The following is a 13,770-nucleotide window of genomic DNA, read 5'->3' as shown; positions in this document are numbered from 1 at the left end:
TAGAACCGAGCTAGTACCGGTGTGGATAAATGAAGAAGAGATTGATGGAGTAAAGATGAAAAATACAAGCCCGCTTAGCAAAGATGAAGTAGTAAAGCATATAGATAAAACAGGCGTGGAAAGAGTTTGGAAAAAGAGTAACGACCATATAGCCAAAAAACATAAAGAGACTACTAGTGCTAATGTTGTAAAGGCTTTAAACTCTATAAATACAACGGCTAAAAATAAGGACAATAGATATATAAACGCTTTTAGCGATAATGGGTATTTTATAGTGTTTAACGGCAATGAGATAGTGACTTGTTATAAGCCTAATGAAAACAAGAAAAGAGCATTTGATTACTTTAAAAATGTTTCAGTATATGATAAAAAAGAGGTGATAAAATGGAAAATCGCAAATTTGTTATAGAATTTTATGGTATAGAGTGGTTTATAGACCTTCCATCTCACATAGATGATGGCGATAGCGGACTAAAGATAATCCAGCCTATTACAAGGATAAGAGATAAAAGAATAGTTCGTATATTTGATATCTTTACTCCTAGCAAAGAAAACATAGATGAAGCAAAAGAGTATAAAGAATTCTATGAGATCTGCGACTTTGAAGTCTTGCCAAACGGTCATAAATTTACTGGTACTTTTATAGACGCTTTAGAATATATCAAAGCAAATTTCGGCAAGTAAAATTTATAAGTTTATTTAGACTAAATATTAGGGGCGAAATATGACTATAATAGAAGCATTTAGCAAAACAAAAACATTGCAAAATCAAAATCGCAACGCAGTAGTTAAAATAGTGAAAAAAATTATAGTGGGTATGATGTTCAAATAGAGCCAGTAGAGCTTACTGTTATTAAAAACTCTTTAGAAATGATATCTCAAAATGCAAATAGCTTTATGGCGAATGTGAATGCAAAATATGGAAAATAATAGTGCGATTATAGAACCAACGATAGATGATATTAGTTCAGAAACTTTAGAAAAGGTTGGTGATGTAATAGCACAAATTAGAGCTTTGCCAAACGATGAATTCGGTAAGCGGAATTTTCCGCTCACCTACAGAGATATGGAATATCGGGATTTAATAGAGTTGAAGGATCGACAAGAAAAGATCCTTTTTACAACCTAACCCGCGACGGTTTTTCACTTATGGTTACTTAGTTATGAGCATATACAAAGCCTAGAAGCAGTAGGAAATTTCTCAAAAGTAAATCTGTAGGGATTTGCGGTTAAAATTTAGAATGACAGAAAATAGCTTTATTTCAAAGCCTTCTTAATATCGTTTAAAACCTTATTTCTTATATCTTTTGCAAGGTCTTCTTTAGCCATTGCAAGCCCCGAGCTACTTATATAATTATTCAAACCATCTTCTAGGTAAGGCTGAGCCTTAGTGCCTGGATGATTTACTTGCTTTGCAAATGCTTTTGCGGTGCGCGAACCCGTCCGCCCTCCGCCGCCTACTAAAGCCCCGCTTACGGGGTGCCCCGACCGGGTCCATGCCAAAGCTTTTGCTTTTTTAACCTTAATCATATGTGGTTTTGTGCCAAAATGTACGAATTTAGCGTAATGTGCAAGTTTAGAATTCCCGATAGTTACGCTTGTTTGATCTGCTTTAAATACTTGTATATCTTTTTTTAAATTACCTGTTTTAAACGGCGCTATAGCCTTGCTCTCATTTACAACCTCTGCACCTACTCTAAACATAAAGTTTTTAAAAATCTTATTCATATTATTATCGCTCCGCCGCTTTTTTTAGCTCGCACCACGCCTATATGAGATAACGCTAATGCTAAAGCCCAAAACCTATCTGCGTGGCCGTATTCGTTTCTTTTGGCGTCGTATTTAAAGCTTTTTGCGCCTATAGTTCGCTTTATGGCGTGGATGTCTGCTATTAAAAGCGGATCGTTTGGAATTTTGATTAGTTTATCTTCAAATGCTTTTTTAAGATTTAGCGCCATCTCTTCTTTTCTGGTATTGCTAAACCACACTCCACTTACTCTACTTTTAAATTTATCATGCATATTTTCTGCTAGATTCATACCTATGCCGGTTTTGTCTATTTTTAAAACGCTAATCGGATACGTTTTTAAAAAGCTGGTTAAATGCTCTTTTTGCTCTTCAAATTTAGCCTTAGCTAGTATATCCATTAAAGCAGTTTTATAAACTCCATTTTCTAAAACAACCCCTGCTAGCGTAGATCTATCGCTCACTCTACCTACATCATATCCTGCGTAAATACATTCACTACTTTTTGGCGTAAAATAATGCGCCTTGTTATCCACGCAAGATTTTATGAGCGATATAGAAAGCAAGCTACTCTCATCATCTACGAACTGACACTCATACGCGCTAGCCCAGGTATCTGTGTCAAACAGATCTCTCATCGTCTCTAAGTCAAAATCTAGTCCGTCTTCTATCGCTTTATATATGCTTACGCAAAATCTTTTAAACATATGGAATTTAGTTTTATCTGAGTAAATTTGATGAAAAAGGCTACGCTCTTCAAACGGCGTTGAAAGTATGGTTAATCGGCCTTTTATAGCTCCTATGCTAGGGACAAATGCGTGCCAAATGCGTTTTGGATTTGGATACCAGGCAAACTCGTCCATCCAGATATCTCCCGCAAATCCTTGTACGGTCCTAAAGTTGTTAGCAAAAGATTTAATGTATGCTCCATTTTCTAAAACAACTTCGTGCTCGCTATCTTTTTTAAAACTTATACCATACTCCTTTGCCCAGTGCCGCATGTACCGCATTAGTATAAGGGCTTGCTCTTCACTTGCAGATAAAAAGAGCTGGTCTCTCCCCGCAACTGCGCCTATAAGAGCATCTGCACTACTCACATACGAAAAACCTATCTGACGTGATTTTAACACTATCCTAAAAGTATCATTGCTTTGTAAAAATTCCTTTTGGTAGGCGTATAAATTCCCATGTTCTAAAATACGCTTTTTAAGCTCATTAGCAGTAGGGCTATCCATATTTATAATAGGACGGGATTTATCTTTTATGCTTTTTACTTTTTTTACGCCGTTTTCAAGCTTGGCTAGCGCAGATACAAGCTCACTTAGCATAACCACTCCTTGTGGGGTTTGGTCATTTTTGCTAAGCTCTTCTATCTTTTTCTTGGTAAAGTTTATTGCGTTATCTATGCTAAAATTCTCTTTTTCATAAGTCTTTAGCCACTTTGCAAGCGTTGGTCTGCTTACTCCTGTTTGCCTTGTTAGTGCTAATGCGCTTACTCCGCTTTTTAGCAAATTTACGCACTCTTCTTTAAACTCTTTTGTATATGTCACAATTCGCCTTTTTTGCATTTTTTACCTTAATACTTATACCGATAAGCATAAAAGCCTTTTAAACGTTTTTAAACGCCTTTTAAAAGCATTTAAAAACTAGTTTAAATGTTCTTTTGCCAACCTAAAATACTTCTAGCTTCTTCTATGCTAAGAATTCCACTTCCAACTAGAGTTGTTACTATCTCTCCATCATCTTTAAAGCTAGCTGTATCCATAGCTTTAAGCGTTACTTTTACTCCTATGTTTGTAAAAAAGCTCTCTATCATCTCTATTTTTGGTTTAATTTCTAGCTCGTTAAACATTTGGAGCTGACCGCTTAGCTCGCCACTACCGCCAAGAGCAGAGCCTTGTACTATGCCTAAAAGACGCGGAGGAATGGCGTGAGCGACTGCTATTTCATCCCTAGTTACGCTTTTTAACTCTTTGAAGCTAAGATCACTTACCCTTCCTAGCTCTTCAAAGCGGATTTTAGCGTCTTTGTCATTTGCACTGTTTTCTCCATAAATTATAAGGGTCTTGTGTGAGTTGTTATAACCTCTAAAATTGCTACCAAAAAAATTTTCAAACGCCTTTATTTGCTCCTCGCTTGGCTCTGCGTTTTCATAAATTATGGCAAGGTCTGGTCTTGCTCCATTATCAAAAAACTTATCATTATACAGATCTGCTTTTTGGTTTATTAGGATTTGTTGTAAAGCTGCTAGGTAGTCTGGTTCGCCATAATACCTGCTATTTGGACTGTAGTAAAAAAATGGTATCCCTCTAGTTCCACAATCTTTTCATTCACTTTTTGAAATAGGCGCCTATCTTTTTTAAGCCGCATTTGGTTTGCTGGGAGATTGTAAAAAAGGTAGCTGGTACTCCCGCCTGCTTTTTCTATGGCGGCGTTTCCATAGAGTTCTAAGTTAAAAGCAAATGTGTTTAGGAAGTTTTTAGGGCTTACACCTGCAGGTAAGAACTTTTCTAAGTCGCTTTCTTCTGTTTCTATTTGGCTTAAAAGACCTGCTTTTATCTTTATAGCGCGCCTATGATAAACATTTGCGTAATATGCTTCTAAAAGTTGGTTAAAACTAAAAAATGGCTCTATAATCCCGCTTGTGGAGGTAGTCTCTTCTCCTATTTGCAAACTTTGTTTTGCGTCTTTTTCTATAAAAAATCTATTCATAATGTCTCCTGCAAAGTAAAAAAGCAAAGTTAGCACAAAAAAAGATTTAAAAATATCTATATATAGCTATATAGAGTGACTAAATTTATAAAAACTTTTAAAATGCACGCAATAATTTTTGGAGGATAAACATGGCTAAAAGGCTTAAAGATATAGCTATAACGCATATTTCTTTAGTAAAAGAAGGTGCAAATGGCAAGAGTGTAATTTATAAGAGCAAAGACGCGCTAGAAGACTATTTTAGAAGCGTAAAAATAGCTAAAAACGATACAGAAAAAGGTATTGTTTATGGCATTGTCTATAGCCCAGACGAGATCGACACGCAAGGAGACGCAGCTAGTGCAGCGGAGATAGAAAAAGCAGCATTTTCTTTTATGAAGGGGTTAAATATAAAAAATGTAGACAGAGACCACAACTTTAAACCAGAGGGCGCCTACATTTGTGAAAGCTGGATAGTTAAAAGCGGTGATCCGCTATTTCCAAACGAAAAAGAAGGAAGCTGGGCGGTGGGCATAAAGCTAGAAAGCGACGAGCTTAAAGAGGCGGTAAAAAAAGGAGATTTAAAAGCACTATCTATGGCTGGGACGGCTATAAAAGAAGAAGATGATGGTCTTTTAAAAAGCATATTAAAGGGATTTGAAGCTATTTTAAAAGGTTTTAATGCAGAAAAAAATATAAAAGAAGGAGAGCAGTTGGAGAGAGAAAAAGAAGTAGCAGAGGTGATTAAAGGTTTAAGCAGCATAAAAGAAAAGCTAGATGAACTAGACTCTTTAAAGAAAGACATGAATGAGCTTAAAAATGAGCTTAAAAAAAGCAAACAAGAAAATGCTACACAAACAAATGAAAACGATATAGGAGGACTACTTTAATGGCTAAAAACTTAAGAGAATTGCTAAAAGCTACAGGAACTATAAACGCTGTAGATATGTATTCTACCTCTACTTTGCGTCCAGAGGTTTCAAATAAGATAATTAAGACCATAATCGACAAATCAGACTTTTTAAGCAAGGTGACTTTGGATAAAACAAAGAAGCTAAGTAAGAGTTTTGATACTTGGAATTTAGCTAGTGGGATACTAGTCCGCGTGAATTCTGGTGACAAGCCAACTAACGCGCAACGCCAAAAAATCGGCGTAAGCTCCGTTTTAATAGAAAATAAAGTTGTTCAGCTTTTTGCAAAAATTACGCAAGATACACTAGAAGATAACGCAGAAAATCCAAATTTCGAAAACGAAACATTTGATAGTTTTGCGACCGCATTTAGTAACGATTTGCAAAATCTAGGGATGATAGGATCAAAAGACGATTACGCAGAGTCTAAATTTGAAAATCTAAACAAGGGCTGGTTTACGCTTGCAAAAGAGAGCACTAAAACAAAAAAACTAGAACACAAAGCAGCTAGTAAAATAACAGATAGGCTGATTGCCATGGTAGAAAACGCAAACGAAGACGTGCTAAACCAAAGTGTGATAATAGTAAGCAAGAAAGATCTAATAGCTTACAATAAAGAGATTGGCGGTAAAAATGGCGGATTATCAATTTTGCTAAATAAAGGCGCAGACAATATCCTTGGCGTACCGCTAATTGGCGCAAGTTTTGTAAAAAGCGGCGAATACATGTTAACTCCACTTAAAAATCTTATTTTTTCAATCGGGCTTGATATACGTCGCCAACGCTGGTACGACAACGAAGAGAGCTCTTTAAAATATAAATTTGAAGTGTTCTGCGACTACCAAATAGGCGTACCAGAATGGGCTGTATTAAGTACTACAAACGAAGCAGACAGCGACGGCGATGGAGTTTGAAAAACTAAAAGAGAGTTTAGAAGCTAGAGCTAAAGCTTCTTTACTAAATCCAAATGAAATAACCGCTGAAGCGCTAGAGTTTAGCGCAAATGAAACACTAGAGTTTTGCAAAGGCAAAGAAGTGCAAAGCTGGGCGGTTATGGATTTTGCTATGACTAGACTAAAAATTTATCTAAAAATAGAGCTAAGTGAGGCAGACATTATCTTGCTAAAAAATGCTTGTAAAGAGATAGATGCTTCTAAGATTATAGAAGGCAAAGGCGGCGGGTTACTATGGGCGGCGGTTTAAAAAAACAGTTGAGCTTATAAAAAAAACGTTTACCGGCGTTAAGTTTATAAGCGCTAATGGGTATATAAATCAAGCCGGTCTATATCTAAGCTTTAATGGCTTAACGCCTTTATCCGCGTTAGGCGATAGTGCGCATTTTAGTATATATTTTTGCGCAAACAGTCTAGAAAATGATAACTTTGCAGCGCTTACCCAGATAGATGAGCTTAGAGAAAAGGTGTTCAAGCTTGGAGCTAATTTAGGCGAGAACCTCTTTAAAAATTGTGAGCTTATAGCAAATAAAGACTCAAGCCTTTATACGTACGCTATAAACTTTACCATAAATTTAAATGGAGAAAAAAATGAGTAAAACAACAAGATTAGCAGCAGGAGAGATAAGATTTGCACCCTACTTAAATGACGGGACTTTAGGAGAAGAGATAGTCTTAGGCTACAACCAAAGAGCCACTCTAAGCCGCACCGCAGAGACCAAAGAATTGCTAAGTAACGACGAGAGTTTAGGGCAAAGCGTAGCAGAGCTAGAAACTAAGGTTACTTACGAGTTTAGCACAGAGATAGGAGATCTTAGCCTTAAGAACATAGCTATAGCATTTAAAGGTCTTGTAGAGACTAAAAATTACGCCCCTGGTGATATTTTTTGGAATGGTAAAACTTTGCTAGATGGATCTAGCGCTATAACTAGCGCAAAAGTCGGGGATTTGGTTATCAAGGACTCTAAAATTTACACTATTGCAGAAGCTATAACAAGCTCGACTGAATTTGCAGATATAAAAACCGCAAACAAAGTCTATAAAGCAAGCTCAAGCTTCATAAAACCAGAAAAAAAGACAAACAACGTCGGTAGGCTGATATTTGATGGGAAAAATCTAAGCACAGGAAAGCTGCAAATTCTTATAATCCCAAAAATAAATTTAAAATTCGACGGCGATTTTACCATCGTTGGAGATGATTTTGCGAAGCTATCTTTAAAAGGCAAGGTTTTAAGACTAGAAGGACAAGAGCTATTTACTTTAATAGATGGAGAAAACGATGAAAACTAGATATCCGTTTGAGCTAAAAATAGATGATAAAACATATGCTTTGGAGTTTGTTGAGATTAATAAAAGCAGTGCCAAAGAGTTAGCTAAAGAGATAAAAAAATTTAGTGATGAGATAGAAAAAATAGAGATTATAAGAGATGAGATAGAACACACAAAAGCAACTATAGAGATAAATAAAGAGCTTGCAAACTCACTTATAGGCTCAGAAAAGATAGAAATTTTAAAAGAGAATAAAGAGCTTTTAAAAATCCTTGAAAACAAAAACAAAGCTCTAAAGGCTGCAGAAGCTAAAGAAATTTCCATAGATGAACTTGCTAAAAAACGTTTTGGTTTTTGCATTGCAGGAGAGAGTGCTAATAAGCTAAAAATCGACTTAGATAGTCTTGGAATAAGCTATAGCGCAGTTATGAGCGCGATCGATGAAGAGGTCGCGAGGAGCAAGGAAAAAAAGTAGAGCGAATTCTTGCTTGCGTGGAAGCTAAGATGAGCCCAGCTGAGTTTGGCTTAAGTGAGTATGAAAGTATGCTTCTTGGTGGGCTAAATTTAAGCGCTGGATTTGAAGTGGGATTTGGGGCTAGCTATTGCAAATGCGATAGCCTGTTCTTAAAAGAGTACTGCAAGAATTGCGGAATTGATTTTTTATGGGCTTATAGCGTCTTTAAAAGATACGCTAATGTTTTAAATAGGGTTGAAGACTAAGAGTCTTTTTTGTACTTATGGGGATTGAGTTTATAATCAAGCCAGATATAAAAAGGGAATAAAACGATGAAAGATATAAGTTGTACGTACATCTCTTCTATATTTGCTATTATACCAACAGCTAGAATTATCACAAAAATAATCCAAAGAAATTTTTTAATATCTTCCATTTTGATATCCTTTTTTATCATTATACCACATTTTAGGCTAAAAAATGGCAAATGATGATTTAAAAATAAAAATAACCATAGACACAGATACTAAGCAAGTTATAGTAGCTAGGAATGAAGTAAATAAGCTAGGCAGTAGTCTGCTTGGAACCGATACTGCTGCTAATGGTCTTAAAAATTCTCTTAGGAGTGCAGTTTATAGCGCAGCAGGGTTAATAGGAGTAAGCATAGGAATAAAAGAATTAGCTAGCTCTTTTATAAAAACAAGCGACGCGATGAAGGATTTAGATGGAAGATTGCGCCTTGCAACCAGCAGTTTAGGAGAGTATAAAAAACAACAAATAGCCCTAATGGGCGTGGCTAATAGCTCTTTTTCGAGAATCTCCGACGTAACAAATTTATACATAAAAATGAGCCAGGGCTTAAAGCAAGTAGGATTTGCAACAGATGACATAACTAGAGTTACTAACAATTTTACTAAAGCTTTACAACTAGGTGGTGCAACTGCAGAAGAGTCTAGCTCTGCAATACTGCAATTTAGCCAGGCGATGGGATCTGGGGTTTTGCGTGGAGAAGAGTTTAACGCGGTAAATGAAGCAAGCCCAAAGCTTATGCAGTATCTAGCTGATAGTATTAGCGTTCCTATAGGTGCGCTTAGAAATCTTGCAGCAGAGGGTAAATTAACAAGCGATATCGTAGCAAACGCACTTTTAAAGGCTGGAGACGCTATAAATGCAGACTTTGCAAACATGCCTATTACTGTTAGCAGGTCTTTAACTTTAGTAAAAAATGAATTGGCGGATTTGACAAAAAACGTAGATAAGGAGCTAGATATTACTGGCTTTTTATCAGATAAATTTAAAAATTTTAGTAAAATGCTAAGCGAAAACAAAGAGAGTATAACAGCTTTCTTTGGTTTTATAGGAGAAAATAAAGGCACTCTTGGAGTATTAGCTATAGCTCTTACTACAAATGCTTTAAAAGCTAAATTATTTAGCGCTGCACTAAAACTTTTAAACGTAGACGCTATGAGTAGCAACCGAACATTTAGACAAATGAGTATAGAACAAAAGGCGCTAGTTGTTGCTACAAATAGTGCTAGAAATACATTTATAGCACTAAAAGTAGCGCTTAGCAGCTTTTTGCCAGCTGCGGCTATCGGTGGCGCGATAATGGGGATAAGTATGCTTATGGACCATTTTGACAAAGCAAAAACAAGCGCCCAAAGCTTTAATAACGCCCTTAGCATGACTAGAAGTGAGCTAGAAAAGCTAAGCCATGCATCTGTATCTAACGCTTTAATAGGTGCAAAAAATGAGCTAAAAGATCTGCAAGAAGAGTTTAATGATTTAAACAGAGATTTGCGATTGAACTATAAATTTAACTATCTTGGAAATGGTAAAGCCATCCCCACAAAATTTGCTAATAACGATGACATAGTTGAAAAAGCCGCAAGAATGGACGAGCTAGCAAAGAAGATAAAAGAGATATACAATCTACAAAATGATCTTAACTTGCTAAAATCTCAAAAATCAAGTGAGAAAAACAGTAGTGAAGCAGAGAGACAAGCTTTAAATGAGCAATATAAGCAAGTAACTGCACTAGGCGAAAAATATAAAGACGTTAAGATACCAGTAGAGCTAGAAGAGCAACTTAAAGCAGTAAATGCGGACTTAAAAAAAATAAACGAGCTAAAGGATACCGGCGCAGATATAGGAGATACGCTAGACAAAGCTAAGGCTAAAAAAGCAGAGCTAGAAAAGAAAATAGCAGAAGAGCAGAAAAAAAGCCAAGAAGAAAGCAAAAAAGCAAGGGAAGACGCTAAGAGAGCAAACGCCGTTTATTTAGAAGATAAAGCCGCTTACTACAAGACTATAAAAGATTACGCAAACGCTAATTCTATAGAACTTTTAAAATATGAAAAAGAACTAAACGAAAAAGTACAAAAAGGAAATTTAACAAAGCTAGAAAAAGCTACTGCTTTAAATGCCAAAAAAATCGAGCTAGAAAAAGCTACTGCTGCAGAAATAAAAAGAATAAACGACGAATTAAACAAGCTAGATGAGAATATAGAGCTTTATAAAATTACAGCGCAATACGAGAAAATGGCTGCAGAGCAAAAGAAAAAAGCAAGGTTAGAAGCGCAGGAGTTTATAAAAAAATATAAAAATCTAAGCCAAAAAGAGATATCTGAAATTTATAAATTTTATGAGCTAGAAGCAGCTAGAAAAGCAGATAGTGCAGTAGATAAATTTAAAAATAGCTTTGAAGAGATAAAAGATAGCTGGAATGTTACGGTATCTGCTATGGGCAAAAACATAGAAGACAATTTATTTGATTTTATAACAGGTAAAACAACATCTTTGAACAACGCTTTTAGGCAGATGGGCAAAGAGATGTTTGCAAGCTTTATAAGTCCATATGCAAGGAGTTTTAGCAGTAGTGCAGCAGGATTATTTACAGGGCTTTTAGGTGGCGGTAATGGCGGAGTTGCTAGTTTTGCAAATAGCTATGGCTTAGAGTTAAAAAACGGAGTTTATAGCGGAGATATAAAAGGTAGCCGAGTTGAAATACTTAGCGATGGAACAGTAAAGAGCGGCGGAAATGTTTTAGGAGAGATACTAAATGTAGGGAGCAGCGTTACTAGCATTGCAAACTTAGCAAATGGAAGTACGCTATCTGGATTGTCTGGACTATTTAATGGTGGGGCTGGACTATCTTTAGGCGGGTTACAATCTAGCTTAGTAGGCTCTTTATACTCGCCTTTTGGGTTTTTAGCAAATGGAGCTACAAGCCTAGGAATGGGTGGGCTAGGAAGTGGTATAGCAAGTTTTGGAGGCGGGTTTGCTAATGCGTTTGGGTTAAACTCTTTAGCGTTTAATGGGTTTGGTAGTGCATTTGGCGGTGGAATTGCTGCAGGGCTTGGTAGCTTAGCTGGTGGAGCAGCCCTAGGTGGGCTTGGTGGATTTTTAGGAGATAAACTATTTGGAACGCAAACTAAAGCAACACAGATAGGAGCGCTTGGCGGAGCTATAGGAACCGCCATACTTCCAGGTATCGGAACTGCAGTAGGTAGCGTACTTGGTAGCTTAGTTGGCGGAGCGTTTGGGACTTGGAAGCAACACGATTATGGAGTATATTTAGGTCAAAATTTAAATGCAAACTCAAACTCAAGCTTTTCTTCTACAGATATCCAAAAATACGTTGATAGTGAGAAAAAAAGCTGGTTTGGAAGTAAGAGTAAAACAGATCTTAGCGCCTTAGATGACGCTGCTTTAAAATCCATAAATAGCGCAATTTCTAAAGTCTCTTTTTTGCTAAAAGATTTTAGTGGTGGAGAGTTTAATCTACCTGCTAGAAAGTACAACAAAAACACCTTCTACGATGAAGCATTAGGCGGAGCGATAATAAGCAGCGTTACTGGTAAAGAGTATAACAAGGCGCTTGACTTTGGAAACCCAGGAGAGCTAGAAGCCATTTGGAGAAACTGGGAAGCAGTAGCTAAAGACGCCTCTAAGAGTGTTTTTGAAGTGTTAAGCGAAGCTGCAGCTGAAGTTTCTGGGACTATGCAGACTTTAAAAATAGCCAGTTTTAATTCGGATTTAGAAAAATTAAAATACCAAAGCAATTACGCGCTTGATAGCTTTAAAGCTCTAGGCGCAGGGCTTTTAGAAACATCTAATAACATAAAAGACATAGCACAAATTAGCGCAGAAGATATAAAAAATGCATATCAAAACGCTATAAAAGCAGATTTTAGCAAAGAAACAATATCTGCTTTTAATGAGCTTGTTAATGCTTATAATAGCGCAACTTCTGCTCAAAAAGCTTACAGTGATGCGCTTAAAAGCTTTGTAGAAACTGCATATAACGCACTTATAAGCATAAAGTCTGCTTATGGAGATAGCGTAGAAACTCTAAGCTTAGATGCTATAAGTGCGCAATGGGGGCTACTAAATACGGAATTAAAAGGACTTTTTCCTACTATACAAGCAGCAGCGCAAGCTTTTAGAAATATGAGCAATGCAGATATGGCGGAGTTTCTAAAAGCAGACACAGACCTAAAAAATAGCCTAATTGCTAGCACTGCAAAATATATAACTTATGCGAACAACGCCAATGCCAACTTGCAAAAAGAATTTGAAAACTATAAAACCACCGTAGCAAACGCTAACGCACAGATCCTAAGATTGCAAAAAGAAAAAGAAAAAAGCAGTCTTGAAGCAACTATAAAAAATTATGAGGCTAGTAAGGCTATCTACCAAAAATTAACAGATATAGCATCCGATCTTAAATTTAAAATTTATGATAAAGCAGAGATAAACGCAGTATATAGCAATTCTTTGCAAAAAGTAAAAAGCGATTTAACAAATGGCGAATATAACAGCGCAAACTTAGATGAATTACAAAAGTCTGCATTAGCAAAAGCAGAAAACCTAAAAAATAGCTCTATAAGTGCAGAGCAATACCGCTTTGAAGTGCTAAAAATGGCGAACCAAATAGAAAATATAGTGCCAAAAGACTTTAGGCAAAGCGTGGAAGACTCCTTAAATGCGGCAAATAAACAGCTTAAAAAGCTAGAAGACGCACTAGGTGAAAATAGCGATGCGCAAATAAATGTTTTAAAAGAGAGCATAAGCTCTGCAACTACGAATTTTGCAAGTTTAATGAGCCAAAACGCTGGGCTTTTTGCAACTCTAGGTGGAAGCTTTGCAGAAAATTTTAACGCCATTTTAAAAGAGTTCCAAAACGTTAATAAAGCTAATTCAAATTTAGTTTTAAACACCGGTCAAATTCAAGCTCCTTCTAGCAGTAGTAGTAAAACAGTAACTGCAAACGGCGCAGTATTAACAAACCCAAAGGATTTTGAAGTAAATTCCTACTACCAACAAATTTTAGGCAGAAGTGCAGAAGACGCTGGACTTCGATACTGGTCCGATAGCCATTTAAATGGAGCGGAGTTAAAAGCTGCTATGGAGTACGCAGTTTGGAGAGAAACAGGTACGACAGACAAAGAAACACTAAGGCGTATCCAAGAAAAGCAAGGCTTAAAAATGTTTGCAGACGGCGGTATAGTTACTAGACCAACTGCAGCTATGATAGGAGAAGCTGGATATCCAGAAGCGGTTATCCAATTGCAAGGTGGTAGGGGCGTAAAAGTGGATATGGACGGCGCTTTTACAGAAGTAGTAAGCGAACTTAAGGCATTAAAAGAGGAGCTTAGAGCCATTAAGCAAAATGGAGTCTATAACAACAGATTTTTAAACGAAAATAGTGACGGTAGCGCACTTTTAGTAAAGGTAGTATAAA

General features: G+C 36.6%; 14 protein-coding genes and 1 pseudogene. 10 read left to right on the top strand and 5 right to left on the bottom strand.

Features of this window, described 5'->3' with window-relative positions:
- The 3 genes and pseudogenes from RVY88_RS08035 to RVY88_RS08025 all read left to right on the top strand — a co-directional run.
- A pseudogene (locus tag RVY88_RS08035) lies at positions 1-409 on the top strand (hypothetical protein); the annotation flags it as partial.
- A complete protein-coding gene (locus RVY88_RS08030) occupies positions 385-684 on the top strand; it encodes a hypothetical protein (protein WP_002850360.1) in 300 nt (99 codons plus the stop codon). The pseudogene RVY88_RS08035 and the gene RVY88_RS08030, both read left to right, overlap by 25 nt.
- A gap of 226 nt (positions 685-910) precedes the next feature.
- Entirely contained in the window at positions 911-1,129 is a 219-nt protein-coding gene (locus tag RVY88_RS08025; RefSeq protein ID WP_147542994.1) for a hypothetical protein, read from the top strand.
- 128 nt (positions 1,130-1,257) lie between these two features.
- Here the strand turns inward: RVY88_RS08025 and RVY88_RS08020 are convergent, their stop codons facing one another.
- The 4 genes from RVY88_RS08020 to RVY88_RS08005 all read right to left on the bottom strand — a co-directional run bounded on the left by RVY88_RS08020 (position 1,258) and on the right by RVY88_RS08005 (position 4,458).
- A complete protein-coding gene (locus tag RVY88_RS08020; protein WP_081305929.1) occupies positions 1,258-1,728 on the bottom strand; it encodes an HK97-gp10 family putative phage morphogenesis protein in 471 nt (156 codons plus the stop codon).
- The gene (locus RVY88_RS08015) at positions 1,725-3,296 is read right to left on the bottom strand and encodes a terminase large subunit domain-containing protein (RefSeq protein ID WP_162167555.1); all 1,572 of its coding nucleotides are present in this window, start codon (positions 3,294-3,296) and stop codon (positions 1,725-1,727) included. The genes RVY88_RS08020 and RVY88_RS08015 overlap by 4 nt, the downstream gene beginning before the upstream one ends.
- Positions 3,297-3,397: 101 nt before the next feature.
- Positions 3,398-3,973, bottom strand: a complete 576-nt coding sequence (locus tag RVY88_RS08010) for a phage portal protein (protein WP_238389040.1) — start codon at positions 3,971-3,973, stop codon at positions 3,398-3,400.
- A 20-nt stretch (positions 3,974-3,993) separates the two neighbouring features.
- Positions 3,994-4,458: a hypothetical protein gene (locus RVY88_RS08005; RefSeq protein WP_225893278.1), complete on the bottom strand. Its 465-nt coding sequence runs from the start codon at positions 4,456-4,458 to the stop codon at positions 3,994-3,996.
- A gap of 131 nt (positions 4,459-4,589) precedes the next feature.
- Here RVY88_RS08005 and RVY88_RS08000 point away from each other — a divergent pair, with 131 nt between their 5' ends.
- The 3 genes from RVY88_RS08000 to RVY88_RS07990 are packed head-to-tail and all read left to right on the top strand — an operon-like array spanning position 4,590 to position 6,551.
- Positions 4,590-5,327 carry an XkdF-like putative serine protease domain-containing protein gene (locus RVY88_RS08000; protein WP_002849062.1) on the top strand — a complete coding sequence of 246 codons (738 nt, stop codon included), beginning with the start codon at positions 4,590-4,592 and terminating at the stop codon, positions 5,325-5,327.
- Positions 5,327-6,262: a P2 family phage major capsid protein gene (locus tag RVY88_RS07995; protein ID WP_162167553.1), complete on the top strand. Its 936-nt coding sequence runs from the start codon at positions 5,327-5,329 to the stop codon at positions 6,260-6,262. Before RVY88_RS08000 ends, RVY88_RS07995 begins: the two co-directional genes overlap by 1 nt.
- Entirely contained in the window at positions 6,252-6,551 is a 300-nt protein-coding gene (locus tag RVY88_RS07990) for a hypothetical protein (RefSeq protein ID WP_162167552.1), read from the top strand. Before RVY88_RS07995 ends, RVY88_RS07990 begins: the two co-directional genes overlap by 11 nt.
- A gap of 69 nt (positions 6,552-6,620) precedes the next feature.
- Here the strand turns inward: RVY88_RS07990 and RVY88_RS07985 are convergent, their stop codons facing one another.
- The gene (locus RVY88_RS07985) at positions 6,621-6,776 is read right to left on the bottom strand and encodes a hypothetical protein (protein WP_162167551.1); all 156 of its coding nucleotides are present in this window, start codon (positions 6,774-6,776) and stop codon (positions 6,621-6,623) included.
- A gap of 116 nt (positions 6,777-6,892) precedes the next feature.
- On the opposite strand from RVY88_RS07985, the gene RVY88_RS07980 reads away from it, so the two are divergent.
- The 4 genes from RVY88_RS07980 (at position 6,893) to RVY88_RS07965 (ending at position 13,769) form a co-directional block, all read left to right on the top strand.
- Positions 6,893-7,591, top strand: coding sequence for a hypothetical protein (locus RVY88_RS07980; RefSeq protein ID WP_002849064.1), 699 nt, complete (start codon positions 6,893-6,895; stop codon positions 7,589-7,591).
- Positions 7,581-8,045, top strand: coding sequence for a hypothetical protein (locus tag RVY88_RS07975; RefSeq protein ID WP_002849065.1), 465 nt, complete (start codon positions 7,581-7,583; stop codon positions 8,043-8,045). The genes RVY88_RS07980 and RVY88_RS07975 overlap by 11 nt, the downstream gene beginning before the upstream one ends.
- A 29-nt stretch (positions 8,046-8,074) precedes the next feature.
- Positions 8,075-8,290: a hypothetical protein gene (locus tag RVY88_RS07970; RefSeq protein ID WP_317051292.1), complete on the top strand. Its 216-nt coding sequence runs from the start codon at positions 8,075-8,077 to the stop codon at positions 8,288-8,290.
- Positions 8,291-8,504: 214 nt separating this feature from the next.
- A complete protein-coding gene (locus tag RVY88_RS07965) occupies positions 8,505-13,769 on the top strand; it encodes a tape measure protein (RefSeq protein ID WP_317051291.1) in 5,265 nt (1,754 codons plus the stop codon).
- Position 13,770 lies beyond the last annotated feature (1 nt).

Source organism: Campylobacter sp. TJR-1 (assembly GCF_032840035.1).
In the GTDB taxonomy this organism is placed as follows: Bacteria; Campylobacterota; Campylobacteria; order Campylobacterales; family Campylobacteraceae; genus Campylobacter; species Campylobacter fetus.
Note: the sequence above shows the minus strand (reverse complement) of the source record. Positions and strands in the feature narration are given on the sequence as shown.

Excerpts from the sequence above, each read along its gene's own strand:
- RVY88_RS07965 (WP_317051291.1), top strand. The coding sequence starts at position 8,505 with ATGGCAAATGATGATTTAAAAATAAAAATAACCATAGACACAGATACT.
- RVY88_RS07990 (WP_162167552.1), top strand. The coding sequence starts at position 6,252 with ATGGAGTTTGAAAAACTAAAAGAGAGTTTAGAAGCTAGAGCTAAAGCT.
- RVY88_RS07995 (WP_162167553.1), top strand. The coding sequence starts at position 5,327 with ATGGCTAAAAACTTAAGAGAATTGCTAAAAGCTACAGGAACTATAAAC.
- RVY88_RS07970 (WP_317051292.1), top strand. The coding sequence starts at position 8,075 with ATGAGCCCAGCTGAGTTTGGCTTAAGTGAGTATGAAAGTATGCTTCTT.
- RVY88_RS07975 (WP_002849065.1), top strand. The coding sequence starts at position 7,581 with ATGAAAACTAGATATCCGTTTGAGCTAAAAATAGATGATAAAACATAT.
- RVY88_RS08005 (WP_225893278.1), bottom strand. The coding sequence starts at position 4,458 with ATGAATAGATTTTTTATAGAAAAAGACGCAAAACAAAGTTTGCAAATA.
- RVY88_RS08020 (WP_081305929.1), bottom strand. The coding sequence starts at position 1,728 with ATGAATAAGATTTTTAAAAACTTTATGTTTAGAGTAGGTGCAGAGGTT.
- RVY88_RS08000 (WP_002849062.1), top strand. The coding sequence starts at position 4,590 with ATGGCTAAAAGGCTTAAAGATATAGCTATAACGCATATTTCTTTAGTA.
- RVY88_RS07980 (WP_002849064.1), top strand. The coding sequence starts at position 6,893 with ATGAGTAAAACAACAAGATTAGCAGCAGGAGAGATAAGATTTGCACCC.
- RVY88_RS08030 (WP_002850360.1), top strand. The coding sequence starts at position 385 with ATGGAAAATCGCAAATTTGTTATAGAATTTTATGGTATAGAGTGGTTT.
- RVY88_RS08025 (WP_147542994.1), top strand. The coding sequence starts at position 911 with ATGCAAAATATGGAAAATAATAGTGCGATTATAGAACCAACGATAGAT.